Source organism: Streptomyces sp. DSM 15324, from assembly GCF_001514285.1.
In the GTDB taxonomy this organism is placed as follows: Bacteria; Actinomycetota; Actinomycetes; order Streptomycetales; family Streptomycetaceae; genus Streptomyces.
Genome location: NZ_KQ949031.1, coordinates 198,612 through 221,695 on the forward strand (window position 1 = coordinate 198,612; position 23,084 = coordinate 221,695).

The window sequence follows — 23,084 nt, forward strand, 5'->3', positions numbered from 1 at the left end:
CTCTCATGACGGAACTGGAACTGTCGGAACTCCCCCCACTGTCGAAGCCCGTGTCCTTCCCCCAGGACCGTACCTGCCCCTACCATCCGCCCACGGCCTACGACCCCCTGCGCACCGCCCGCCCGCTGTCCCGCGTGACGCTCTACGACGGCCGCACGGCCTGGGTCGTCACCGGCCACGACACCGCCCGCGCCCTGCTCGCGGACCCCCGGCTGTCCAGCGACCGCACCCGGCCCGGCTACCCGGCGACCTCCCCGCGCTTCAAGGCGCTGCTCGACCGCCGGGCCGCCCTCCTCAACGTCGACGACCCCGAGCACCACGCGCAGCGCCGGATGCTGGTCGCGGACTTCACCCTCAAGCGGGCCACGGCGCTGCGCCCGGCCATCCAGCGGATCGTCGACGAGCGGATCGACGCGATGCTCGCCCAGGGCCCGCCCGCCGACCTGGTCTCCGCCTTCGCGCTGCCGGTGCCGTCCACGGTGATCAGCGAGCTGCTCGGGGTGCCGTACGCCGACCACGATTTCTTCGAGGAGCAGTCCCGGCGGATGCTGCGCAGCCGGGTGCCCGAGGAGGTGCGCGACGCCCGCGGGCGGCTCGACGCGTACCTCGGCGCGCTGATCGACCGCAAGGCGGCCGGGCCGCCCGGGGACGGCGTCCTGGACGCCCTGGTCCACGAGCGGCTGCGCGACGGCACCGTGGACCGCGACGGGGCGATCGCCCTGGCCGTCATCCTGCTGGTCGCCGGCCACGAGACGACCGCCAACATGATCTCCCTCGGTACCTACACCCTGCTCCGGCACCCCGAGCGGCTGGCAGAACTGCGGGCCGACCCCGCGCTGCTGCCGGCCGCCGTCGAGGAGCTGATGCGGATGCTGTCCATCGCGGACGGGCTGCTGCGGCTGGCCACCGAGGACATCGAGGTGGGCGGCACCACCATCCGGGCCGGGGACGGCGTGGTCTTCTCGACCTCGGTGATCAACCGTGACGAGCGCGCCTACCCCGACCCGGACACCCTCGACTGGCACCGTTCCGCCCGTCACCACGTGGCGTTCGGCTTCGGCATCCACCAGTGCCTCGGCCAGAACCTGGCCCGCGCCGAGCTGGAGATCGCCCTCGGCACCCTCCTCGCCCGCCTGCCGGGCCTGCGGCTCGCGATCCCCGCCGAGGACGTCCGCTGGAAGCCCGGCGACACCATCCAGGGGATGCTCGAACTCCCCGTGACCTGGTGAGGGGCACCGCCATGCACCGCGAGAACCCCACCCGCGGCCCCATCCGCGTCGACACGGACGTCTGCATCGGGGCCGGCCAGTGCGTGCTGGCCGCACCGGGCGTCTTCACCCAGGACGACGACGGCTACAGCACGCTGCTGCCCGGCCGGGAGGACGGCGCCGGGGACCCGATGGTCCGGGAGGCCGCGCGGGCCTGCCCGGTCGGCGCCATCGAGGTGCCCGCCTCGGACGGATGAGCCGACGGGGCGGGGGTACGGGCCGGGGAACCGCACGGGCCCCCGGTTCAGCCCCTGCCCCGCATCAGGCCGCAGACGAAGTCCTCCTGGAGGGCACGCATCCGCGCCGGCAGGGCGGGCGTCAGGTCCGCGTTGATCTGACGCGTCACCGAGAACGTCAGCGAGCGGCGGCCGTCCGGGGTGGCGGCCATCAGCTGGGTGTACCCGGCCGTGCCGATGTCGGCGACTCCCGCCCGTACGACCTGGGTGCGTCCGTCCCGTCGCAGCACGGCGATCGCCCCCGGCGGGCCGCCGGGACCGTCGACGAAGGCCTCCAGGCGGCGTTGCGGCGTACGGTCGTCCGGGGCCCCGAGGCGGCGCCGGCCGGGTCGGCCACGGCCGCGGGGGCCGGCGCGCCCAGGCGGACGACGAGGGCGGACAGGGCCCGCGGCCGCCGTCGGAGCGGGGCGCGGCGGTCGGGTGCCGAGGGCGGCTGCGTGGGACTCCCGCCGTGCCTCCTCGCCGCCCTCGGAGAGACCTGCCACGATCAGGAGACCGGGTCATGACCACGGGCCTCCACATACCCGTCCACACCATTAGTCACCAGCAGAAACGACCGAAAGGCGGCTCGCGCAGCCGGCCTCCGGCGTGATCCGCTACAACTGTGGAGGGGATCATTGCCGGCGCCTTGGCCGTGATAGGCACCTTGCTGGGCTCCGTCATCGCGCACCACTACCAGGAGAGGTCCGCCTGCCGAGCCGAGGCCCGCGCACATACGCACCTTCGACAACAGCGCCTGCTCGACAACTGCGCGGATTTCATTGCCCTTGCCGAGGACTACCGTCGCGCGCAGTACGACCGATGGTCACGCTGGGACACCGACTCCACGAGTGAAGATGCCGCGACCGCACGAGCCGAGTCCTACCGGCTCTACGTGGAGACACGCAGCAGCGCCTACCGCCTCAAGCTCATGAGCAGCCAGGCCGACGTGCAACAACTCGGCGATCAGGCCAACACGGTGCTGGAGCTCACCAGCGCGATCATCCGGACTGAAGACAGAGCGGACATGCTCCAGCGTGGCCGCACGGCTCAAGAAGCCTGCGACGCCTTCGTCGCCACAGCCAATGCCGTACTGCACGGATAGCTTCCCTACCGAAGTGTGCTCTCGGCGTGCTCCGTGGCAGGGCCCGTCAGGGCGCCGTCCTTTCCGTGCCATGGAACAAGCCTCTCCCGTGTCCGAGGCTCACCCCAGCAGCAGCCCCGCCGCCTCGCGTGCCTCGGTGGCCGGCGTCGGTGTCCCGGTGATCCCGGCCGTCACCATCGCCCCCTCGGCCAGCAGGAACAGCGGTCCCGTCAGAGCGCCGGGCAGGCCGGCCTCGGCGATCAGTGCGCCGAGATACTCCCGGAACGCCCGCTTGTGTGCCCGTACCCGCTCCGCCACCCGCTCCGAGGTCGCCCCCAGCTCGCCGTACGCGTTGATCCAGGCGCAGCCCCGGAAGTCCGGCTCGGCGAACCACTCCTCCAGCCAGTCGAACACCGCGAGGATCCGCTCCCGGGGCTCCTCCCGCCGCGCCACGAACTCCGCGAGCCGCCCCCGCCAGCGCACGTCCCGGCGCTCCAGGTAGGCCTCCACCAGCAGGTCCTTCGCGGGAAAGAGCTGGTACAGCCGCTTCAGCGAGACCCCCGAGGCGGCCCTGACCTCGTCCATCCCCACGGACTGCACACCCCGCCCGTAGAACAGCGTCTCCGCGGCGTCGAGCGCCTGCTCGCGCGCTGTCGCGCCGTCCATGGCCACCGCCATCACCGTGCTCCCGATCGTCCCGCGGGGTCCCCCTCGCCGGGCCGGACCCGTTTGACGAGGAGAACGCTCGTTCTCTACGGTGGCAGCATAGCGGAGAACGCTCGTTCTCCCGTTGTCGTCACGGCCCACTCATCGCGGCCCCACCTGCCAGGAGGCGCTTCCATGTCCGACCCCCGACCGCCGTTCCCGCCCTTCACCCGGGAGAGCGCCGCGCGGAAGGTCCAGGCCGCCGAGGACGCCTGGAACACCCGCGATCCGCACCGCGTCGCGCTCGCCTACTCCGAGGACTCCCTCTGGCGCAACCGTGACACCTTCCTCACCGGCCGCGCCGCGATCGTCGACTTCCTGACCGCCAAGTGGGCCCGCGAGCGCGAGTACGCCCTGCGCAAGGACCTGTGGGCGTTCGACGGCAACCGCATCGCCGTCCGCTTCCAGTACGAGTCGCGGGACGCCGACGGCCGGTGGTGGCGCTCGTACGGCAACGAACTCTGGGAGTTCGACGAGCAGGGCCTGATGACCCGCAGGGAGGCCAGCATCAACGACGTACGGATCGACGAGGGGGACCGCCGCCTGCACGGCCCGCGCCCCGACTCCGAGCGAGGGCTGTCCTTCCCGCTCGCGTAGGGTTCCCGGGTGACCGCACCGGACGAGAAGCCGCCCTTCCTGTACGTCGTCGTCTGCGCCGCCGGCATCGCCTCGGGCGTCGGCAGACTAATCACCGCCGCTCAGGAGCGGCAGTGGCAGGTCGGGGTCATCGCCACCCCGCACGCCATGAACGGCTTCTTCGACGCGGCCGCCGTCGAGGCGCAGACCGGCCGCCCGATCCGCTCCGCCTGGCGGAGCCCGGGGGACCCGCGTCCCTTCCCCGACCCGGACGCCGTCGTCGTCGCCCCGGCCACCTTCAACACGATCAACAAATGGGCGGCGGGCGTCGCCGACACCCTCGCCCTCGGCACCCTGTGCGAGGTCACGGGCCAGGGCGTCCCGGTCGGTGTGCTGACCTGCGTCTCCGACGGCCTCGCCGCCCACCCCGCCTACCAGGACAGTCTCATACGGCTGCGCGGCATGGGCGTCCGCTTCGGACCTCCCCACCGGGGCGGGGAGTTCGGCTGGGAGCGGGCGCTGGACCTGGTGGAGTGAGATTCCCCGAGGAGCGGCCGGCGTCGACGTAGGCTCCCCCGTGTGTACTCCCCTCCGAGTCAGGAGCAGCATCGATGCAGTACGTGAAGCTCGGTTCGACGGGCCTGGACGTGTCGCGGATCTGTCTGGGCTGCATGACCTACGGCCTCCCCGACCGGGGCACGCACGAGTGGACCCTCGACGAGGAGGCCTCGCGTCCGCTGATCCGTCAGGCGCTGGACGCCGGCATCACTTTCTTCGACACCGCGAACGTGTATTCCGACGGCACCAGCGAGGAGATCGTCGGCCGGGCGCTGCGCGACTTCGCCCGCCGCGACGAGATCGTCCTCGCCACGAAGGTGCACGGCCGGATGCGCCCGGGGCCCAACGGCGGCGGACTGTCCCGCAAGGCCGTCCTGTCCGAACTCGACCACAGCCTGACCCGCCTCGGCACCGACTACGTCGACCTCTACCAGATCCACCGCTACGACCCGTACACCCCGGTCGAGGAGACGATGGAGGCGCTGCACGACGTGGTCAAGGCGGGCAAGGTCCGCTACATCGGGGCGAGTTCGATGTACGCCTGGCAGTTCTCCAAGATGCAGTACACCGCCGAACGGCACGGCTGGACCCGGTTCGTGTCCATGCAGAACCACTACAACCTCCTCTACCGCGAGGAGGAGCGCGAGATGCTGCCGCTCTGCGCCGACCAGGGCGTGGGAGTCCTGCCCTGGAGCCCCCTGGCCCGGGGCCGCCTCACCCGCGACTGGGGCACCGCCACCGAGCGCAGCGCCACGGACACCTTCGGCGGCACGCTCTACCAGGAGGGCGACCGCACCGTCGTCGACGCGGTCTCGCGCATCGCGGCCGGCCGCGGCGTCCCCCGCGCCCAGGTGGCGTTGTCCTGGCTGCTCCACCAGTCCCAGGTGACGGCCCCGGTCATCGGTGCCTCGAAGCCCCGGCACATCGAGGACGCGGTGGCGGCGGTGGAGTGGGAACTGACCGAGGAGGAACGGGAAGAACTGGAGCGCCCCTACACCCCCCACCCCATCGCCGGCCACTGAGGCGCCCCGCCAGGGATGCGGGGAACCGTGCGACCAGCCACGACGGACCCGCACCCGCCCCAGCCCTAATGCGGCCCCTCCGGCGACGCGAACTCCGTCCCGCAAGGCCCTGCCCCCGCGCTCTCCTCCAGCGGCACCCTCGCCCCACTCATGGACACGGTCCGGTAGTACCGCCCGATCCGCTCCGCCGAACGCCCCACGTAATGCCCGATGAACGACCGCCGGAACCGGTCCCCGCTCCGGTTCGGCGGAGATCCGTGCACCAGGCTCCCGTTGAAGAACAGGACGTCCCCCGGCGCCATGTCCACCGGCACGGGCGCCAGCCCGGCCGGCGGCGGCACGTACTCCCGCGCGAACGACACCTCCTCGTCCGCCTCCTCGGGACAGAACACCTCCATCCGATGCGTACCGGGGACGACCTCCAGCCCCCCGTTCCCGCGGTCGATCTCGTCGCACGCCAGCCAGGCCGCCACACAGGTGCCCGGCTCCACCCGCAGATAGAAGTTGTCCTGGTGCAGCGCCTGCCCCCGCGCCCCCGGCGGCTTGAAATAGAACATGCTCTGCGCGGCCAGCACCTCCTCGCCCAGCAGGGTCTCCAGCACGTCCCGCAACCGCGGGTCCAGCAGTACCTGCCGGGCGAGCGCGCTGATCTCGTGCGGATGCATCACCCGGGGGTACCGGTCCAGCGGATCGTTTCCGGCGCGCGGCTCGAAGTGCCCCGGCACGGCCCGCCCCGCCGCCTGGAGTCCCGCGAGCTCCGCACGCAGGCGTTCCACCTCGTCGCGTCCGAACAGCCCCCGGACGACCGTGAAGCCGTCCTCCTCGTACTGCCGCAGCATGTGCGCCCTCCTTGATCGGTCCCGGGTGATCGGTCCCTGCTGATCGGTCCCCTTATCGTGAGGCGGACCCGGCCCACCGGAGGATGCCCGTGCCTGCTGACGACCTGCCCGCCGCTGCCGGACCCGGTGCCCCCTCGCCGCCGCCCGGACTGGTGGTCGCGGCCCACTTCGACGAGGCCCCGGGGTACGAGATCGACCGGCCCCGGGGATCGGACAGCTGGCTGTTCACCTGGACGACTGCCGGAGGAGGGCTGCTGCGGCAGGGCGCGAGCGAGGTCCGGGCCGGCACCGGTGATCTGGTCGTCCTCGCGCCGGGTGTCCCGCACGGCTACGCGGTCGCCCCCGGCGCCCCCCGCTGGCGGTTCTGGTGGGCGCACTGCCAGGCCCGCCCCTCGTGGACGCCGTGGCTGCGCCCGTACGGCACCGACGACGGCCTGTACGCCGTGAGCCGCGTGCCCGAGGCCCTGCACCCGCGCGTCGAGACCGCCTTTTGGCGCCTGTACGCCGATGCCCGCCGGCCCGGGGAAGCCGAGGAGGCGCCGGACGGCTCCGGCATCGCCGTGGCGCACGGCACCACCGCCCGCGAACTCGCCCTGTGCGCCCTGGAGGAGGCCGTCCTGCTCACCACGGCCGCCGCCCGCGCGCCGCTCCCGCCGCCCGGCCTCGACGAGCGGGTCCGGCGCGTCCAGGCGCTCCTCGCCGCCGACCCCGGCGCCCCGCACACCGTCGACTCACTCGCCGCCCTGGTGGCACTGTCCCCCTCCCGGCTCTCGCATCTCTTCACCGAGCAGACCGGCCAGTCCCCGATGCGGGCCCTGCGCGAGGCCCGGCTGCGGCACGCCGCCCGGCTGCTGGAGGGCACCGGCCTCCCCGTGGAACGCGTCGCGGCGGCTTCCGGATTCGTGAGCCCGTTCCACTTCACGCGTGTGTTCCGCGCCCGCTACGGCAGCCCGCCCGGCGCGTACCGGGACGGCATGCGCGCCACAAAGGACGTCCCGGGAAAGGGCCCCTGAAAACGGCGGTAAAAAGGGACACCCATACCGGGACCCGCCCTAACTCAGACAATGCATTGACGTTTCGTCAATTCCTGGGCCCCGCACACCGTGCCGGAAACGGCGAGATCTCTTGTTCCTCCAGGTCCGGCTGTGCGAAGGTGTGGCGTGTCGGCGCACGGACAACGTTTTCTCCCCTGTGCGCGCGAGACCCCTGTGTTCCGTCACACCCCCCACGCTTCACAAGAGCCGACTCCCTTGCTGACCTCACAGGTGTCGAACCCTGCCTATTGCCGCATGTCCCGCTTCCCTCGGACATGCCTCCAGGAGGAATGCAGCCGTGAATGACGCAGGCCTGTCGAATTCCCCTTCGGCTCGCCGCCTCGACGCGACGGACGAACAGCTGAGTGCGGAACTGACCCAATCGGCGGGGGAGTCGCCCGCGCTCCACCCCGTCGGGGAGCTGCTGGACCGGCACTGGGAGGCGGCCTTCGCCTACGCGCGGCTGTGCACCGACGGCGAGCGCGCCGCCGGCATGCTCACCACCGCCGCCTTCACCCGGCTGTTCGGCGCGACCCAGCACCAGGACGGCCCGACCGCCGCCTGGCGCCCCCACCTGCTGGCCACCGTCCGCCGACTGGCCGGCGAGTGGGACGCCGACGGCCGCCGCGATCTGCTCCACCCCGCCCTGCGCCACCAGGATGCCGAGGGCACCCCGGCCGCCGCCCTGCTGCTCCCGCCGGCCAACCGGCGCATGATCGCCCGCGCCTTCCACCGGCTGCCCCAGTCGGCCCGCTGTCTCCTCTGGCACTGCGAGGCCGAGGCCGAACCCCTCGCGATCCCCGCCCAACTGCTCGGACTCGACGAGGAGGGCGCCCACGTCGAACTGCGCCGCTCCCGCGAGCGGCTGCGCGAGGAGGTCCTCCAGGTCCACCGCGAACAGGCCACCGACGACGAGTGCCACCGCTACCACCGCCTGCTGGACGTGACCTGCCGCCGCGGCGGCCTGGACGTCGACCCCGATCTGCGCGGCCACACCGAGCAGTGCCGGCACTGCGCGCACACCGCCGACCAGCTCCTGCAGTTCGAAGGCCTCCTCGGCGTCGCCCTGGCCGAAGGCATCCTGGGCTGGGCGGCCGGCGCCTACCTGGAGGGCCGAACCGCGGACGGACGCGAGCGGACGGCGGCGCCCGCCCGCGAGCGCCATCCGGGGGCCGTCGGCGAGGCCTTCGACGGCGAACCGGCCGCACCCCGGAGGCCCGACGCCGCGTCCGGAGCCCGGGGCGGGGCCGAGGCGTCCCGTCCGGCGGCCGGACCCGGCTCCGGGACCGAGGTCGCCCTGCGTCCCGCGTCCCGCCGCTCGGACCGCAAGGCGGCCCGCCGGATCCGCCGCCGCAACCTCACCGCCGCCGTCCTGACGGTCAGCGGCATGGTCGTCCTGCCGCTCGTGGCGTGGGCCGCCCTGGGCTCCGACGGCGGCAGCGGCGCGACCGCAGGCGCGGGCACCAAGACGCCCTCCGCGGGCACCGACACCGCGACCGACAGCCCGTCCTGGATCGCCGACCAGGAGACCCAGGGCACCCTGCGCGGCCGGCTGCACAACGTCGCCTCCGGGCTGTGCATCGGCATCGCCGGGGGCAAGGCGGCCAAGGGCGCCGACACCGAACTGGCCGCCTGCTCCTCTGACGCCGGCCAGCAGTGGACGTACGAGACCGACGGACTGCTGCGCAGCGCCGCCGACCCGAACCTGTGCCTCGACTCCCACCTCGGCTACTCCGTGCGGCTCGGCGAGTGCGCCGACTCCTCCGCGGGGACCGCGAAGAGCGTCCGGTACGACTTCACCCTCCAGGGCACGCTCGTCCCGCGCTCCGACCAGAACCTGGCCCTCGCGCCCGCCGCCACCGACGGGTCGGGAGCCCTGGTCCTGAAGAACCGCGCGAACGGCACCGCCCAGCGCTGGGTGATCGACACCTCGCAGCCCGACCCGCAGATGGAGTTCGTCAACTGGGGCGCCGACGAAACCGGCACCGCCGGTTCGACGCCGAAGCCGACACCGACCCCCAAGGCGGCCACGCCCAAGTCGGCCGACCCGGCCCCCTCGGCCACCCCGACGACGAAGAGCTCCCCGGGCACCACCACCTCCGGCGGCTCCACCCCGGGCACCTCCTGCTCGTACTCCTCCTGGTACTACTGCAACTGGAGCGGCAAGGAGGGCGGCCCGGGCTACGGAGGCTGGGGCAACGGCGGTTCGGGCTACGGCGGCGGCGGGTACGGCGGCGGCGGTTACGGCGGTGGGTACGGGTCCGGCTATGGCCACGGCGGCGACGGACGCCACTGACACCGGTGGGCGTTGGCGGCGGGGTACCGCCTGCCGCAGTGGGGACGGACGCCGTGGCCGAGCGCGGTCGCACCCCGGCAGTGCCCGCTCAGCCCGGACGCACGCCAGGCATGGCATGGGCGTCCGTGCCACCGGGGCGGGCTCGATCGCGACCAGGGGCCCAGCCGCTGGATGACACGCTCCCGCTCGGCCGGCGGCTCCTCGGTCGAACGGCCGGCGTCGTCCCCGACGACCCGATAGCCCGCCAGGAACGGGAAAGTGCTGGGGACCGGCCCCCAGGCTTCGACCAGGCTTCGACGCCGCCACGCTCTACGCCTGCCCCCTGTTCCGGCCGGACATCGCCGCCCGTGGCGCACCGCCTTCCCGAGCCGCCTGGGCAGCCCGGGAGGCCTCGCCGCCGACGGGGCCGTGTGCGCCATGCTCGCGCAGACCAGCCAGCAGACGCGGAGCCGGCGGTGGCAGCGAAGATCGTGCGGGGGCCCGCACGCGCCACCCCGTCTGGCTCACCACGCCGTGCCCCCTACTCCTCCTCGAAGAGCCCCAGCTCCGCCCAGATCGTCTTGCCCTCCGTGGTGTGCCGGCTTCCCCACCGCTGTGTGAGCTGCGCGACCAGCAGCAGTCCCCGCCCACCCTCGTCCCAGGTCTTCGCCCGCCGCAGGTGCGGCGCGGTGTGGCTGGTGTCGGAGACCTCGCAGATCAACGTCGTCGCGTCGTGGATCAGCCGCAGCCGTATCGGATGCGCCCCGTACCGGATCGCGTTGGTGACCAGCTCGCTCACCACCAGCTCGGCCGTGAACGACGCCTCACTCATCTGCCAGCGCGCGAGCTGGTCCACGACCTGCTTGCGGATCGGTGCGACCAGCGCCGGATCGGCGGGGATGTCCCAGGTCGCGACCTGCGCCGCCGGCACTCCCCGGGTGCGCGCCAGCAGCAGCGCCACGTCGTCGGCGACGCCCCCGGCCGGCAGCAGGGCGTGCAGCACCCGGTCGCAGGTCTCGTCCAGGGAGTCCGAGTACGCGGCGAGGGCCTCGCTGAGCAGCAGGTGACCGGCCTGCGTGTCCCGCTCGCCGGACGCGAGCAGCCCGTCCGTGTAGAACGCCAGCACACTGCCCTCGGTCAGTTCCAGCTCGGCCGACTCGAACGGCAGCCCCCCGACGCCCAGCGCGGGACCGGCGGGCAGATCGATCCGGTGGGGCGCGCCGCCCGGCCGCAGCAGCAGCGGCGCGGGGTGTCCGGCCCGGGCCAGCGTGCACCGCCGGGACACCGGGTCGTACACCGCGTACAGACAGCTCGCGCCGACCTCGCCGGGGCTGCCCTCGCCGCCTGCCTCCTCGGACAGCCGTACGACGAGATCGTCGAGGTGGGTGAGCAGCTCGTCGGGGGAGAGGTCGATGTCGGCGAGGGTGCGTACGGCGGTCCGCAGCCGGCCCATCGTCGCCGAGGCCTGGATGCCCTGGCCGACGACGTCCCCGACGACCATCGCGACCCGCATCCCCGACAGCGGGATCACGTCGAACCAGTCGCCGCCCACCCCGGCGCGGGCGGCGGGCAGATAGCGGGAGGCGGCGTCGACGGCGACCGTCTGGGGCAGGGAGCGCGGGAGCAGGCTGCGCTGGAGGGCGAGAGCCGTGTCGCGCTCGCGGGAGAACCGGCGGGCGTTGTCGATGCAGACGGCCGCCCGGGCGGTGATCTCCTCGGCGAGCAGCACGTCGTCCGCGGTGAAGGGGTCCGGCCGCCGGTAGCGGGTGAGGACCGCGACGCCCAGGGTCGTGCCCCGGGCCCGGATCGGCACCGACATCGTGGAGTGGATGCCGAACTCCCGCACCCGTTCGCCCCGCAGGGTGTCCCAGGCCAGCCAGGCGTTCAGCTCGTCCACGGAGGCGACGATGGTGCGGCCCGCGATCAGGGAGTCGGCCTGGGGCGAGCCGGCCGGATAGCGCAGGACGTCCCCGGGCTTGGCCACGGCCATCGGGTTGCCGGCGTTGACGGAGTCGTGCGCGGCCCGCCGCAGCTCCAGCGGGGCGACGAGCCGGGTGGGCGGATCCCCGCCGTCCACGGGGTCCAGCAGATCGACGCTGACGAAATCGGCGAGCGCGGGCACGCACACCTCGGCCAGCTCCTGAGCCGTCCGGGTGACGTCGAGGGTGCTGCCGATCCGCACACTGGCCTCGTTGACCAGCCGGAGCCGCTCGCGGGCGAGGTAGTTCTCCGTGAAGTCGTGCGCGGCGAGGCACACGCCGCGCACCCGGCCCCAGGCGTCGGTGACCGGCTTGAACCGGGCCAGCCAGGCGTGCGCCCGTTCCTCGCCGCCGGTGCGGGTGTAGATCTGGACGTCCTCGGCCCGTCCGTTGGCGAGCACCCGGATCATGTGCGTCTCCAGTTCGGCGCTCTGCGGCCGGCCGCCGATCTCGGAGAGCCGCAGCCCCCGGATGCGTTCCTCGGGCAGACCGATCGCGGCGGCCATCGCGTCGTTGACCCGGGCCAGCCGGAGCCGCTCGTCGTAGACGGCGACGGCGCACGGCGCCTGGGTCAGGGCGGCCGCGTCCAGGGGGTCGTCCGAGGTGCCGGGGTCGTCCGAGGTGCCGTCCGAGGTGAGCGGGGTCACGACGAGCCAGGTGCCCGGGGTGTCGTGGAGGGCGGGGCGGTGGTGGGCGAGCAGCCACACCCGCAGGGTCCGGCCGTCGCGGTGGCGCAGCGCGAGGGTGCCGTCCCAGCGGGGGCCGGTGGGGGCGGGGGGCTTTCCCGTGGCGAGCAGCTCGCCGGCGGGTCGGCCCACGACCTCGGCGGGCGCCCAGCCGAGCAGGGCGCGGGCACCCTCGTTCCAGCAGACGACCGTGCCGGTGTCGTCGACGACCACCCTGGCCGTCGCGGCCTCGTCGAACGGATACTCCGGGCTCATCGTCGCCACTCCATCACGGACACTCACAGTGAACAGGCGCGCCACATCCGTTCCAGCCTAGTCCGTCCCGTCCGCGCGTGGACCGGAACCCCCCAGGGGGCCGGGCGGTCGCCCTCCGGGCGAGGTCAGGGAACGCTTGGTCGACGGGGTCCGCCGGATGCAGTGGTCACCCGCGAGGCTCCAGGCGTCTTCCACGGACTCCGACGCCCCGGCCGTGGTCACCTTTCGGCGCGGTGCGCGGTGCGCGGTGCGCGGCTCCCGGCTGCGGCTGACGCTCGCCGGCGCCGCACCCGGCACCGTCCGAGGGGCGGTGGGGCGGTGCGGACCGGCAAGCTGGAGGCCTGACCGGGCCGCGGTCCGGGCGGGGACGGACAACCGTTCTCGTCCGGACCGTTGACGCGGTGTCATGACTGGGACAAGCATGTCCCTGCCCCTGTTTGGGAGCGCTCCCATGACGCTGACCGAGGAGCCGGACGTGACACGACGCAGAACCGCCCTGCTCTCCCTCGCGGCCCTGCTGGGCGCCGCCCTCACCGCGCTGCCCGTGCAGCAGGCCGGTGCCGACGAGGTCGAGCAGGTCAGGAACGGTGGCTTCGACACCACCGCCGACCCCTGGTGGACCAGCAACGTCACCGCCGGCCTGTCCGGCGGACGCCTGTGCGCGGACGTACCCGGCGGCACCGCCAACCGCTGGGACTCCGCGATCGGACAGAACGCGATCACCCTGGTCAAGGGGTCCTCGTACCGCTTCTCCTTCGCCGCCTCCGGGGTGCCCGAGGGGCATGTGGTGCGGGCGATCGTCGGGCTCGGCGTCGCCCCGTACGACACCTGGTACGAGGCGACACCGGTGCTGAACGAGGCGGGTGACTCCTACACGTACACCTTCACCTCGCCGGTGGACTCCACTGACGGGCAGGTCGCGTTCCAGGTCGGGGGCAGCGCCGATCCGTGGCGGTTCTGCGTGGACGACGTCTCCCTGCTCGGCGGGGTGCCCCCGGAGGTCTACGAGCCGGACACCGGGCCGCGCGTGCGCGTCAACCAGGTCGCCTATCTGCCCGCCGGGCCGAAGAACGCCACCCTCGTCACCGACGCGGCCGAGAAGCTGCCCTGGCGGCTGAAGAACGCCGCCGGGGCGACGCTCGCCCACGGCTGGACCGTGCCGCGCGGCCTCGACGTCTCCTCCGGACAGCGCGTCCACTCCATCGACTTCGGCGCCTACCGGGGGCGCGGCACGGGCCTCACCCTGGTCGCCGACGGCGAGACCAGCCGCCCGTTCGACATCGGGACGGCCCGCTACGAGCAGCTGCGGCTGGACGCGGTCAAGTACTACTACACCCAGCGCAGCGGCATCGCGATCCGTGACGACCTGCGCCCCGGCTACGGCAGGGCGGCCGGCCACGTCGGCGTCGCGCCCAACCAGGGCGACACCAGCGTCCCCTGCCAGCCGGGAGTCTGCGACTACCGCCTCGACGTCAGCGGCGGCTGGTACGACGCCGGTGACCACGGCAAGTACGTCGTCAACGGCGGCATCGCCACCTGGGAGCTGCTCAGCACCTACGAGCGCTCCCTGCACGCCCGCACCGGCCGGCCCGCGGCGCTGGGCGACGGCACCCTCGCCCTCCCCGAGAGCGGCAACCACGTTCCGGACATCCTCGACGAGGCCCGGTGGGAACTGGAGTTCCTGCTGAAGATGCAGGTACCGGACGGACAGCCGCTCGCCGGGATGGCCCACCACAAGGTCCACGACGAGCAGTGGACCGGCCTGCCCCTGCTGCCGGGCGCCGACCCGCAGAAGCGCGAACTGCACCCGCCGACCACGACGGCCACCCTCAACCTCGCCGCCACGGCCGCCCAGGCGGCCCGCCTCTACCGGCCCTACGACAAGCAGTTCGCGGCGAAGGCCCTCAAGGCGGCCCGCAAGGCCTGGGCGGCGGCCCTCGCGCACCCCGACGTCTACGCCGGCGCCGCCGACAGCAACGGCGGCGGCGCCTACGACGACAGCGACGCGACCGACGAGTTCTACTGGGCGGCCGCCGAGCTGTACCTCACCACCGGCGAGCAGCAGTTCGCCGCCCGCGTCCTCGGCTCCCCGGCGCACACCGCCGACATCTTCGGCCCGAACGGCTTCGACTGGTCCCGCACGGCCGCGGCCGGCCGCCTCGACCTCGCACTCGTGCCCAACCGGCTGCCCGGCCGCGACAAGGTCCGCAGGTCGGTGGTGCGCGGCGCCGACACCTACCTGGCCACGCTCGCCGCACAGCCGTACGGCATGCCCTACGCCCCCGACGGCAACCGCTACGACTGGGGCTCCAGCCACCAGGTGCTGAACAACGCGGTCGTCATCGCCACCGCCTACGACCTCACCGGCGCCTCGAAGTACCGCGACGGGGCCGTCCAGAGCATGGACTACGTCCTCGGCCGCAACGCGCTCAACATCTCCTACGTGACCGGCTACGGCGAGGTCTTCTCCCACCACCAGCACAGCCGCTGGTACGCCCACCAGCTCGACCCGAACCTCCCCGAACCGCCGAGGGGCACCCTCGCGGGCGGCGCGAACTCGGGCATCCAGGACCCGTACGCACAGAGCAAACTCCAGGGGTGCGTCGGTCAGTTCTGCTACATCGACGACATCCAGTCCTGGTCCACGAACGAGACCGCGATCAACTGGAACGCCGCCCTCGCCCGGCTGGCCTCCTTCGTGGCGGACCAGGGCCGCGCAAAGGTCGGCTAGGCACGGCCAGGCACGGCTAGGCACTCTTTTGGTACCGCCCGGACGCTCGCTTGACCTGGGGATATTTACGACTAAGTACCCGGGCGGTACCGTGAGGGGATGCCAGCCCTCAATGTGGAGTTCAGCGATCGCGAGCTGGAGGACCTGCGGCAGATCGCGAAGGAACGCGGCACGTCGATGAAGGCGCTCGTGCGCGAGGCGGCCGCCGCCGACATCGCGCGGCACCGGGCACTGCAGGAGGGGGCGGAGGCGTTCCGCCGCTTCTTCTCCGCCCACGCCGACGAGTTCGCGGCCGCGTTCCCGGACGACGAACCCGCCCTCAGGGGCGAGGGGCGGGTCGCCTGACCGATGACACCCGTCATCCACATCGACGTGCCCTGGCTGCTCCAGCGCCACGAAGAGGTCCTGCCGGACCAGCCCACCGTCAACGACTTCTCCGCGCTGGTCGCGGCCGTCGCCCGGCACCGGGTGGACCCGCCCCGGCTCGGCGTCGACTCCGACCCGGCCTGGCGGGCCGCCGCCCTGCTGCACACCCTCGCCCTGCTCAAGCCCCTGCCGTCGGCCAACGCTCGGTTCGCCTGCGCGACCGCGGTGGCCTACATGTACGTCAGCGGCGTCGGCATCGACCCGCCCTACGGCGCGCTCGTCGACCTCGCCCGTGACCTGATCGACGGCAAGACCGATGTGTACGGGGCCGCGGACCGGCTGCGGTCCTGGCAGATATAGCCGTCCCCGGACGTTGTGGGCCGCCGGCCCCGGGCGGGAGGAACAGGGCCGGCGGCCGTGGCGCGCAGGAGAGCCGCCGTCCTGCGCGGGGCCTCCGAGGAAGTGGCCGGATCCAGTCCACTACGCGGCGCACTCCGCGGGAAGGTGCGCGGCACCCCTGCGCGTGCGTCCGTTTCACACGGGGCGCAAGAACGGACGAAAGGCGCGCCACGGGGCATTCGTCCGCCCGCCTTGTCGACATCCATTCAACAAGGGGCCGGATGTCCTCACGCCTTGTTGCGCACGACTTAGTTGTGCAAAGGTGAACCTTCCGAGCGGGGGGTGACGGCCGGGTCCCTGTGTGACGCCTGCGGGGCGGACACACACTCCCCGTCGCGCCATCAGGTACGTACCAAAGGAACCGCTCAGTGCCGACCGCTCAGCCGCCTCGCCCTCTCTACCCGCCGCCCGGCGGTGGCCCCGGAGAATCCGACGAGTCCCTCGCCGCAGGGATCCGCGGCGGCACGGACAGCGAGGTCGCCCAGTCCACCGCGGTGCTGATCGCCCGGCACTGGCGGCCGGTCCACGAGTACGCGGTGATCTGCATCGCGTCCTCCGGCAACGTCTCGAACATGCTCACCGCGGCCGCCGTCCACCAGGTCTTCGACCGGCTGAAACTGGGCGAGCCGGGCACCGCGCTGCGGCCCCGACTGCTCGTGACGGTACGGGACATGGCCCGGCTCTGGGCCGCCGACGACCAGATCTCCGGTGTGCTGCCCGTGCTGACGAAGCCCGCCGGGGCCCGGGGCATGCGCGCCGCCAAGTCCATGACCCCCGACAACCGGGTGCTCGCCGAGCGCTCCTTCCAGAGCCTGCCCGCGATCGCCCGCTGCGTCCTGTGGCACGTGGAGGTCGAGGCCGAGTCGATCCCGGCAGCCGCCGGACTGCTCGGCATGGACACCGAGATGACCGCCGCCGCCTACGAACAGGCCCGCGACAAGCTCCGCGAGGGCCTGGTCCGCGCCCACCGGGAACTCGCGCCGAGCAAGGAGTGCCGCTTCTACAACCGCCTCCTCGACGTGCCCATCCGGCGCGGCGGCGAACTGCTGCCGGATGTCCGCAAGCACCTCGACGAGTGCCGCTACTGCCGGGCCGCCGCCGAGCAGCTCGGGCACTTCGAGAACGCGCTCGGCGTGCTCCTCGCCGAGGCCGTCCTCGGCTGGGGCGCCCGCCGCTACCACGACTCCCGCCCCGGCCGGTCCCAGCAGCCCGTACGCCTGCGGGGCTCCGCCCGGCACCGCGGTGGCCGGCCGCGCGGCGGCACCCTGCTCTCCCGCATGCCCTCGCCGCGCCGTCGCACGGCCGGCGAACCGCGCTCCCCGCGCGCCCTGTTCACCGGTGTGGGGCTCGCCTCCGCCGGGCTGCTGACCAGCCTGCTGGCCGCCGGGATGTGGATCAACGACGGCAGCGCCGACCCGGCCGCCTCCACCAGCGGCGTGGTCCCGGGCACCGACACCCCGGGCGCCAGTGCCTCCCCGACCACCCCCGGCACCGTCCAGCTCCCCACCGCATCCCAGCGGACCCGACTGCGCGAGGCCGGCGCCGATCTCTGCCTGGACATCCGGGGCGACGCCCGGGCCGGCGCGGCCCTCGAACTCGCCGCGTGCGGCACCGGGAACACCCAGCAGTGGTCGTACGCCGAGGACGGCCAGCTGCGCAGCGCGGCCGAGCCCGACCTGTGCGTGGACTCCCACGCCGACGCCGGTGTGGTCATCCTCGGCGACTGTGTGGACGCGGGGCACCGCCGGACGGACGACGTCCGCTACGACTTCACCGTGCAGGGCGAGTTGCTGCCCCGCTGGGACGACTCCCTCGCCCTGGCCGGCGCCGGCGCCGAGGCGGGCGCCGATGTGGTGGTGAAGGTCCGTGACCACTCCGACGCCCAGCGCTGGCTCCCCGACACGGCCGCCGCCACACCCCGCTCCCTCGCCGTCACCGGCACGGACGCCCCGCCGTCGGCCCAGCCGGTGGGCCTGGAGGAGGGGACGGCCTGAGAACGGCCGGGGACGACGGCCCGCGGGCGCTCCCCGGGCGCTCCCCGGGCGCTCCCCGGGCGCTACCCCTCGTCCTCGGCCAGATCGCCCGGACCCACGGTCGCCGGTGCGGCGTGGCCCGACAGGGCCAGGGTGAGGTCGAACTCGGCGAGCAGACAGCGGATCACGTGCTCGACGCCGGGCTGTCCGTCCAGGCCGAGTCCGTAGACGTACGGGCGGCCGAGCAGCACCGCCTCGGCGCCCAGGGCGAGGGCCTTGAAGACGTCGTCGCCGGTGCGGATACCGCTGTCGAACAGGACCGTCAGCCGGTCGCCGACCGCCCGGGCGACCCGGGGCAGCGCGTCGGCGGCACCGATCGAGCCGGCGACCTGGCGGCCGCCGTGGTTGGAGACCACCACCCCGTCCATCCCGGCGTCGGCGGCCAGCCGGGCGTCGTCCGGGTGCAGGACGCCCTTGAGGACGATCGGGCCGTCCCAGTGCTCCCGCAGGAAGGCGAGGTCCGGCCAGGTCTTGCCGGGGTCCGCGAACAGACCGATGAAGTGCAGCACGGCCGCGTTCGGATCCTCCTCGGGCGGGGTGGCCAGGCCGGCCCGGAAGGCCGGGTCGGTGAAGTAGTTGGCGGTGCCCACGCCGTGCAGGAAGGGCAGGTACGCCTGGTCCAGGTCGCGTGGCCGCCAGGCCAGCAGCGGCGTGTCGAGAGTGACCACGAGAACGGTGAAGCCGCTCGCCTTCGCCCGGTCCAGGAAACTCCGGGTCACCTCGCGGTCCTTGGACCAGTAGAGCTGGAACCAGCGCTCGGCGTTCCCCATCACCTCGGCGACCCGTTCCATCGGGGTGCTGGAGGCGGACGACAGGATGTACGGCACCCCCTGCGCGGCCGCCGCCCGGGCCGCCGCCGGCTCCGCCTCCGGGTGCATGATCGACAGCACGCCGACCGGTGCGAGGGCCAGCGGGGCGGGGAGGGCGCGGCCCAGCACCTCGACGGACAGATCCCGTTCGTGGACGTCCCGCAGCATGCGCGGCACGATCCGGCGGCGCTCCAGCGCGGCCCGATTGGCCCGCGCCGTGCCGCCGTCCCCCGCGCTGCCCGCCACGTACCCGACCGGACCCGGCCCGAGCCGCCGCTCGGTCAGCTCCTCCAGCCGGGTCAGATCGGTGGGCAGCCGGGGAACCCGGCCCGTCATGCCGTGGAGATAGATCTCGTACTGGAAGTCCGCCCAGTGCTTCGCCATCCGTCCCTACCGCCTCTCGCCGGGGAGCCCGCGTGCACGGCGACGATACCGGCGGGTAGTGAGGCGAGGACCAGGACCGGCCCTACCGCCCGGCCGCCGACGCGTGCAGGATCCGGGCCAGTTCGACCGGGCGGGAGAACATCGGCCAGTGACCGGTGTTCATCTCCACCAGGTCCCAGTTCTCGCCCTTGAGCAGGTCCGCCACGGCCGGCGGCGGGGCGTCGCCGTCGAGCAGGCACTTGATGTACGTCGAGGGGAGATCGCCCGCGGAACCCTTGAGCTCCGCCCCTTCGGTGAGGGTGGCGCCGGGGTGGGCGGTGGCCCGGGAGCGTATCCCGGAGATCTGTTCGTCGGTCAGTTCCTGGCCGGCGAAGTCGTCGGCGCCGAGCGGGGGCCAGCTGCCGCCGTGCGCCTCGATCGACGCGCGGACGTGGTCGCTGTCCCAACCGGCCAGGAAGGACTGCCCGTCGAAGGGCACGCTCGCGTCCACGTACACCACCCGCCGGAGCCGGTCGCCGATCCGCTCGGCCGCCTGCCCCACCGGGATCCCCGAGTAGCTGTGCCCGACCAGCACCACGTCCCGCAGTCCGAGGCGCTCCACCTCGGCCACCACGTCCCGCACATGCGTGCGCTGCCCAGCGGGCTCCGCGGCCCGCTCGGCGAGCCCGGAGAGCGTCACGGGATGGGGCTCGTCCCCGGCGGCGCGCAACTCCGCCGCCACCTCGTCCCAGGCCCACCCACCCAGGAAAGCCCCTGCCACCAGCACGAAATGAGTCATGCCCCCACGGTAGGGGCAGGGTCTGACAACGGGCCCCGGCGGCGGGCGGTCCGGGTCATCCCTCCTCCCGGTCCTGAGCGGACGAGTCGTCCCGGGCGTCGGTCGCCTCCCCCGTGTCCGGGCCCTGCGCCCTCACCCGCTGTACGTGCTCCAGGGACTCGCGCAGTTCGGTGAGCCAGTCGTCGGTGTGCCGCTGGACCAGCCGGACACACCAGGCGAGCGCGTCGCTGCGGCTGCGGGCGACGCCCCCGGCGATCAGCGTGTCCAGGACCTGCCGCTCGGGCTGCCGCAGCCGGGTCATCACCGGCGCCGCGACATGCGTGAACAGGGCCCGCTGCCCGTCGCACACCACGCCCCACGCCACCTTGCGGCGGAACCGGTGCTCGGCGTCCCGTGCCACGGCCATCCGGGCCTCGCGCGTGCGCTCCCGGAACTCCTGGATCCGGGCCGCGACGGCGGCCTCCCGCTCGGCGTCCGGGGCGTCCGCGGTGAGCCGGGGCGCGGGCACCCGGCCGATCACGGTGATCTCCTCGCGGTCCACGACGACCTCGACGAGTTCCTCGAACAGGTCGTCGGGCAGCCGCCCGGAGAACCAGCCCCTCACCTTGTCCCTCTGCTCTGAAGTAATCATGTAATGACGATTACTCCGTCGGCCCATGAACACAAGGCGTCAGGAAGAGGTCAGCCGAGAGCGGAAAGGGAGCAGGAGCGGAATGTTTCAGGCCGATTAACGAACCCATGGAAACCGGCCATCCGGCCGACGCGCGCGATCATGAAGTGCTTGCTTTCGGGGTTGGAACGTTCGAAGTCCGTGACTTCACGCCACTGCTTCAATACGCAAGGTTACTGAAACGCATGGGGTCGATGTGAGTTTCGGCGGCGGACTCGGCAGACTCGCGGTCGCCGGGTTCGGCTCCGATCGGGCCGGCCGGCACACCCTCGAAATCGAGCGGAAGGATGCACACAATGCGGAACACCGCGCGCTGGGCCGCGACCCTCGGCCTCACGGCCGCCACCGTCTGCGCACCCCTGACCGGGGTCGCGCTCGCCGCCCCGGCCGCCGCCCCCGCCTCGCTCTACGCCCCGTCCGCCCTGGTGCTGACCATGGGGCACGGCGAGAGCGCCGCCACGGTGGGTGCCGCCCGTGCGGTCACCCTGAGCTGTGCGCCGGGACCCTCCGGCACCCACCCGGCGGCCGCGCGCGCCTGTGCGGAGCTACGGGCCGCCGGCGGCGATGTGGACGCCCTCGCGGGCCCGGGCGACGCCCTGTGCACCAAGCAGTACGCCCCGATCGTCGTCACGGTCGACGGCGTCTGGCAGGGCAAGCGTGTCGCCTATGAGCGCACGTTCGCCAACGAATGTGTGAAGAACGCTGCCGGGAGCAGCCTCTTCGCCTTCTGAGACCGGGATCGCGCGGGTCCCGTGGACGCCGTGACCGGCCCGTGACGTGGGGAGTGCGGGCCAATGGACACGGGACGACCGTGATCTCGTAACCCAGGGGCCGGACGGGCGGAGTGGGGCCGCCCGCCGGTCCCTGGGGTCATTCGGTACGGCTGTCCGTCAGGCCGTCGGGAAGTGAGGTGAGCGGTGGGAAGCGCCCCAGCAGGCCCGTCGCGCGGAACAGCCGGTGCAGATACGGCTGGTCGCAGACGACCCGCAGGCGACCGCCGCCGCGTACCGCCCGGTCCTGGGCCCGGCACAGCACCCGCAGCCCCGAACAGTCGAAGAACTCCACCCCGCGCAGATCGACCAGGACGTCGACGGCCGCCGCGGCCGTCACCGCGTCGAGCTGCTCCGCGACGAAGCCGGCCGTCGCCAGGTCTATCTCGCCCGTCAGCTCCACCACGGTGCAGGGGCCGGCGACACGAGTACGGGCAGGGGGATCGGCCGGTGGCGTCATGTCCGCTCCACCTCGGCAGGGGCTTTCGGGCGGCTTTCGGGAGCCGCTTCGGAGCCGGTAGCTACCCCGTTGGGGCGCTCGGCATCCCTGCTCGGCCGGGCGCAAGATCTAGTTCACTCGTCCCAGTGAATTTCCGGCATATCACTTGTTGTCGGGTCTTCGAGATGGTCCAGCTCGTCGGTGCGGGCCTCGGCGTCCTCTATCTCCCGCAGGACCGCCTCGAGCGCGGTCTCGGGCGGTTCGCGGTCGTCGGACATGGCCTGCTCCTCGCGTCGGGCGTCTTCGGGGCCCTTCAGTGTCGCGCGACGCGCAGCGGCACCGGCTCCGGGGGGCCGGGGGCCCCGTCGGTCTCGCCGCTGACCCGCGCCCACCAGGACGGGCCGTCCTCGATGTGCCGCAGCAGGACGCCCTCGCGGATCGCCCAGGGGCAGACCGTGACCGTGCGCAGCCCCGTCAGCTTCATCGCCGTGTGCCCCACCACCGCCCCGGCCAGGCTCTGCGCCGCGCGCGGTGCGGAGATACCGGGCAGCCGGGCGCGTTCCGCCGCCGGGAGTTCGGCCAGCCGTTCGATCGCCGTCCGCAGGTCACGGCGGTGCAGGCTGCGGTCCACGAACGGACCGTGCCGGCCCGGCAGGGCCCCGCACAGCCGGCCGAGCTGCTGGAAGGTGCGGGGGTCAGGCGGTTCGCCCCGAGCGGCAGCGAGGCCACGAAGTCCGGCAGCCGGCCCCGGCCGAACGCCACCTCGAACGAGCCGCCGCCGATGTCCAGCAGCGCGAGCGGCCCGGACCGCCAGCCCATCCAGCGGCGGGCGCCGAGGAAGGTCAGCTCCGCCTCCAGCTCGCCCGGCAGGGTGCACAGCGCGACCCCGGTCCGGGTGCGGACCGCCCGGAGCACCTCCGTCCGGTTGGGGGCGGCGCGCACCACGGCGGTCGCGAAGGCCAGGGGACCGGCCGCACCCCACCGGTCCGCGGTCCGGGCCGCCGCGGCGACCGCGGTCACCAGCCGTTCCACGGCCTCCTCCGGGACGGGCGCGCCCGGACGGACCCGTTCCGACAGGCGCAGCCGCCACTTCTCCGTGTGCACCGGGAGCGGGACCCCGCCCTCGGCGTCCGCCACCACCAGCCGTACCGCGTTCGACCCCACGTCCAGCACGCTGATTCTCATGGCCCGGCGCGTACCCAGAGGGGC

General features: G+C 73.4%; 22 protein-coding genes and 1 pseudogene. 13 read left to right on the forward strand and 10 right to left on the reverse strand.

Annotation, left to right across the window (positions count from 1 at the left end; translation table 11 throughout):
- Nucleotides 1-5: 5 nt before the first annotated feature.
- Both AQJ58_RS27065 and AQJ58_RS27070 read left to right on the forward strand, forming a co-directional pair.
- Complete coding sequence (locus AQJ58_RS27065) at nt 6-1,229, forward strand: cytochrome P450 (RefSeq protein WP_067254710.1); 1,224 nt, start codon at nt 6-8, stop codon at nt 1,227-1,229.
- 11 nt (nt 1,230-1,240) lie between these two features.
- Entirely contained in the window at nt 1,241-1,465 is a 225-nt protein-coding gene (locus AQJ58_RS27070) for a ferredoxin (RefSeq protein WP_067254713.1), read from the forward strand.
- Between the two features lie 47 nt (nt 1,466-1,512).
- On the opposite strand, the gene AQJ58_RS27075 is transcribed toward AQJ58_RS27070, so the two are convergent.
- The gene (locus tag AQJ58_RS27075) at nt 1,513-1,734 is read right to left on the reverse strand and encodes a hypothetical protein (protein ID WP_067254716.1); all 222 of its coding nucleotides are present in this window, start codon (nt 1,732-1,734) and stop codon (nt 1,513-1,515) included.
- A gap of 374 nt (nt 1,735-2,108) precedes the next feature.
- Here AQJ58_RS27075 and AQJ58_RS27080 point away from each other — a divergent pair, with 374 nt between their 5' ends.
- Nucleotides 2,109-2,588 (forward strand): hypothetical protein, encoded by a 480-nt coding sequence (locus tag AQJ58_RS27080; protein WP_067254718.1) that lies wholly within the window; start codon nt 2,109-2,111, stop codon nt 2,586-2,588.
- A gap of 99 nt (nt 2,589-2,687) precedes the next feature.
- Here the strand turns inward: AQJ58_RS27080 and AQJ58_RS27085 are convergent, their stop codons facing one another.
- Nucleotides 2,688-3,233 carry a TetR/AcrR family transcriptional regulator gene (locus tag AQJ58_RS27085; protein ID WP_067255154.1) on the reverse strand — a complete coding sequence of 182 codons (546 nt, stop codon included), beginning with the start codon at nt 3,231-3,233 and terminating at the stop codon, nt 2,688-2,690.
- A 174-nt stretch (nt 3,234-3,407) separates the two neighbouring features.
- Between AQJ58_RS27085 and AQJ58_RS27090 the strand changes: the two genes are divergently transcribed.
- The 3 genes from AQJ58_RS27090 to AQJ58_RS27100 all read left to right on the forward strand — a co-directional run bounded on the left by AQJ58_RS27090 (nt 3,408) and on the right by AQJ58_RS27100 (nt 5,428).
- Nucleotides 3,408-3,869: a nuclear transport factor 2 family protein gene (locus AQJ58_RS27090; RefSeq protein WP_067254721.1), complete on the forward strand. Its 462-nt coding sequence runs from the start codon at nt 3,408-3,410 to the stop codon at nt 3,867-3,869.
- 9 nt (nt 3,870-3,878) lie between these two features.
- Nucleotides 3,879-4,385, forward strand: coding sequence for a flavoprotein (locus tag AQJ58_RS27095; RefSeq protein WP_067254724.1), 507 nt, complete (start codon nt 3,879-3,881; stop codon nt 4,383-4,385).
- A 74-nt stretch (nt 4,386-4,459) separates the two neighbouring features.
- Nucleotides 4,460-5,428, forward strand: coding sequence for an aldo/keto reductase (locus tag AQJ58_RS27100; RefSeq protein ID WP_067254726.1), 969 nt, complete (start codon nt 4,460-4,462; stop codon nt 5,426-5,428).
- A gap of 65 nt (nt 5,429-5,493) precedes the next feature.
- Here AQJ58_RS27100 and AQJ58_RS27105 read toward each other — a convergent pair whose 3' ends face one another.
- On the reverse strand, nt 5,494-6,267 hold the full coding sequence (locus AQJ58_RS27105) for a phytanoyl-CoA dioxygenase family protein (RefSeq protein WP_067254728.1): 774 nt from the start codon (nt 6,265-6,267) through the stop codon (nt 5,494-5,496).
- 83 nt (nt 6,268-6,350) lie between these two features.
- On the opposite strand from AQJ58_RS27105, the gene AQJ58_RS27110 reads away from it, so the two are divergent.
- Entirely contained in the window at nt 6,351-7,280 is a 930-nt protein-coding gene (locus AQJ58_RS27110) for a helix-turn-helix domain-containing protein (protein ID WP_079079264.1), read from the forward strand.
- Nucleotides 7,281-7,599: 319 nt separating this feature from the next.
- Complete coding sequence (locus AQJ58_RS43970) at nt 7,600-9,597, forward strand: ricin-type beta-trefoil lectin domain protein (RefSeq protein ID WP_067254733.1); 1,998 nt, start codon at nt 7,600-7,602, stop codon at nt 9,595-9,597.
- 520 nt (nt 9,598-10,117) lie between these two features.
- Here the strand turns inward: AQJ58_RS43970 and AQJ58_RS27120 are convergent.
- Nucleotides 10,118-12,496: a SpoIIE family protein phosphatase gene (locus AQJ58_RS27120; RefSeq protein ID WP_067254736.1), complete on the reverse strand. Its 2,379-nt coding sequence runs from the start codon at nt 12,494-12,496 to the stop codon at nt 10,118-10,120.
- Between the two features lie 475 nt (nt 12,497-12,971).
- On the opposite strand from AQJ58_RS27120, the gene AQJ58_RS27125 reads away from it, so the two are divergent.
- From AQJ58_RS27125 to AQJ58_RS27140, 4 genes are all read left to right on the forward strand, one after another.
- Nucleotides 12,972-15,227 (forward strand): glycoside hydrolase family 9 protein, encoded by a 2,256-nt coding sequence (locus AQJ58_RS27125; RefSeq protein ID WP_067255156.1) that lies wholly within the window; start codon nt 12,972-12,974, stop codon nt 15,225-15,227.
- A gap of 99 nt (nt 15,228-15,326) precedes the next feature.
- Nucleotides 15,327-15,572, forward strand: a complete 246-nt coding sequence (locus AQJ58_RS27130) for a hypothetical protein (RefSeq protein WP_067254739.1) — start codon at nt 15,327-15,329, stop codon at nt 15,570-15,572.
- Nucleotides 15,573-15,575: 3 nt separating this feature from the next.
- Nucleotides 15,576-15,953 (forward strand): toxin Doc, encoded by a 378-nt coding sequence (locus tag AQJ58_RS27135; protein WP_067254741.1) that lies wholly within the window; start codon nt 15,576-15,578, stop codon nt 15,951-15,953.
- 407 nt (nt 15,954-16,360) lie between these two features.
- Nucleotides 16,361-17,986, forward strand: a complete 1,626-nt coding sequence (locus AQJ58_RS27140) for an RICIN domain-containing protein (RefSeq protein WP_067254743.1) — start codon at nt 16,361-16,363, stop codon at nt 17,984-17,986.
- 62 nt (nt 17,987-18,048) lie between these two features.
- On the opposite strand, the gene AQJ58_RS27145 is transcribed toward AQJ58_RS27140, so the two are convergent.
- The 3 genes from AQJ58_RS27145 to AQJ58_RS27155 form a co-directional block, all read right to left on the reverse strand.
- Nucleotides 18,049-19,218: a lactate 2-monooxygenase gene (locus tag AQJ58_RS27145; RefSeq protein WP_067254746.1), complete on the reverse strand. Its 1,170-nt coding sequence runs from the start codon at nt 19,216-19,218 to the stop codon at nt 18,049-18,051.
- 82 nt (nt 19,219-19,300) lie between these two features.
- A complete protein-coding gene (locus AQJ58_RS27150) occupies nt 19,301-19,996 on the reverse strand; it encodes an alpha/beta fold hydrolase (RefSeq protein WP_067254747.1) in 696 nt (231 codons plus the stop codon).
- A gap of 55 nt (nt 19,997-20,051) precedes the next feature.
- Nucleotides 20,052-20,627 (reverse strand): hypothetical protein, encoded by a 576-nt coding sequence (locus AQJ58_RS27155; protein ID WP_067254751.1) that lies wholly within the window; start codon nt 20,625-20,627, stop codon nt 20,052-20,054.
- Nucleotides 20,628-20,962: 335 nt separating this feature from the next.
- Here AQJ58_RS27155 and AQJ58_RS27160 point away from each other — a divergent pair, with 335 nt between their 5' ends.
- Nucleotides 20,963-21,397, forward strand: coding sequence for a protease inhibitor (locus tag AQJ58_RS27160; RefSeq protein ID WP_067254753.1), 435 nt, complete (start codon nt 20,963-20,965; stop codon nt 21,395-21,397).
- 139 nt (nt 21,398-21,536) lie between these two features.
- Here the strand turns inward: AQJ58_RS27160 and AQJ58_RS27165 are convergent, their stop codons facing one another.
- The 3 genes and pseudogenes from AQJ58_RS27165 to AQJ58_RS27170 form a co-directional block, all read right to left on the reverse strand.
- Nucleotides 21,537-21,896: an STAS domain-containing protein gene (locus AQJ58_RS27165; RefSeq protein ID WP_067254756.1), complete on the reverse strand. Its 360-nt coding sequence runs from the start codon at nt 21,894-21,896 to the stop codon at nt 21,537-21,539.
- Between the two features lie 113 nt (nt 21,897-22,009).
- Complete coding sequence (locus AQJ58_RS43510) at nt 22,010-22,153, reverse strand: hypothetical protein (RefSeq protein WP_159056344.1); 144 nt, start codon at nt 22,151-22,153, stop codon at nt 22,010-22,012.
- Between the two features lie 35 nt (nt 22,154-22,188).
- Nucleotides 22,189-23,060: pseudogene (locus tag AQJ58_RS27170) on the reverse strand (Ppx/GppA family phosphatase).
- Nucleotides 23,061-23,084 lie beyond the last annotated feature (24 nt).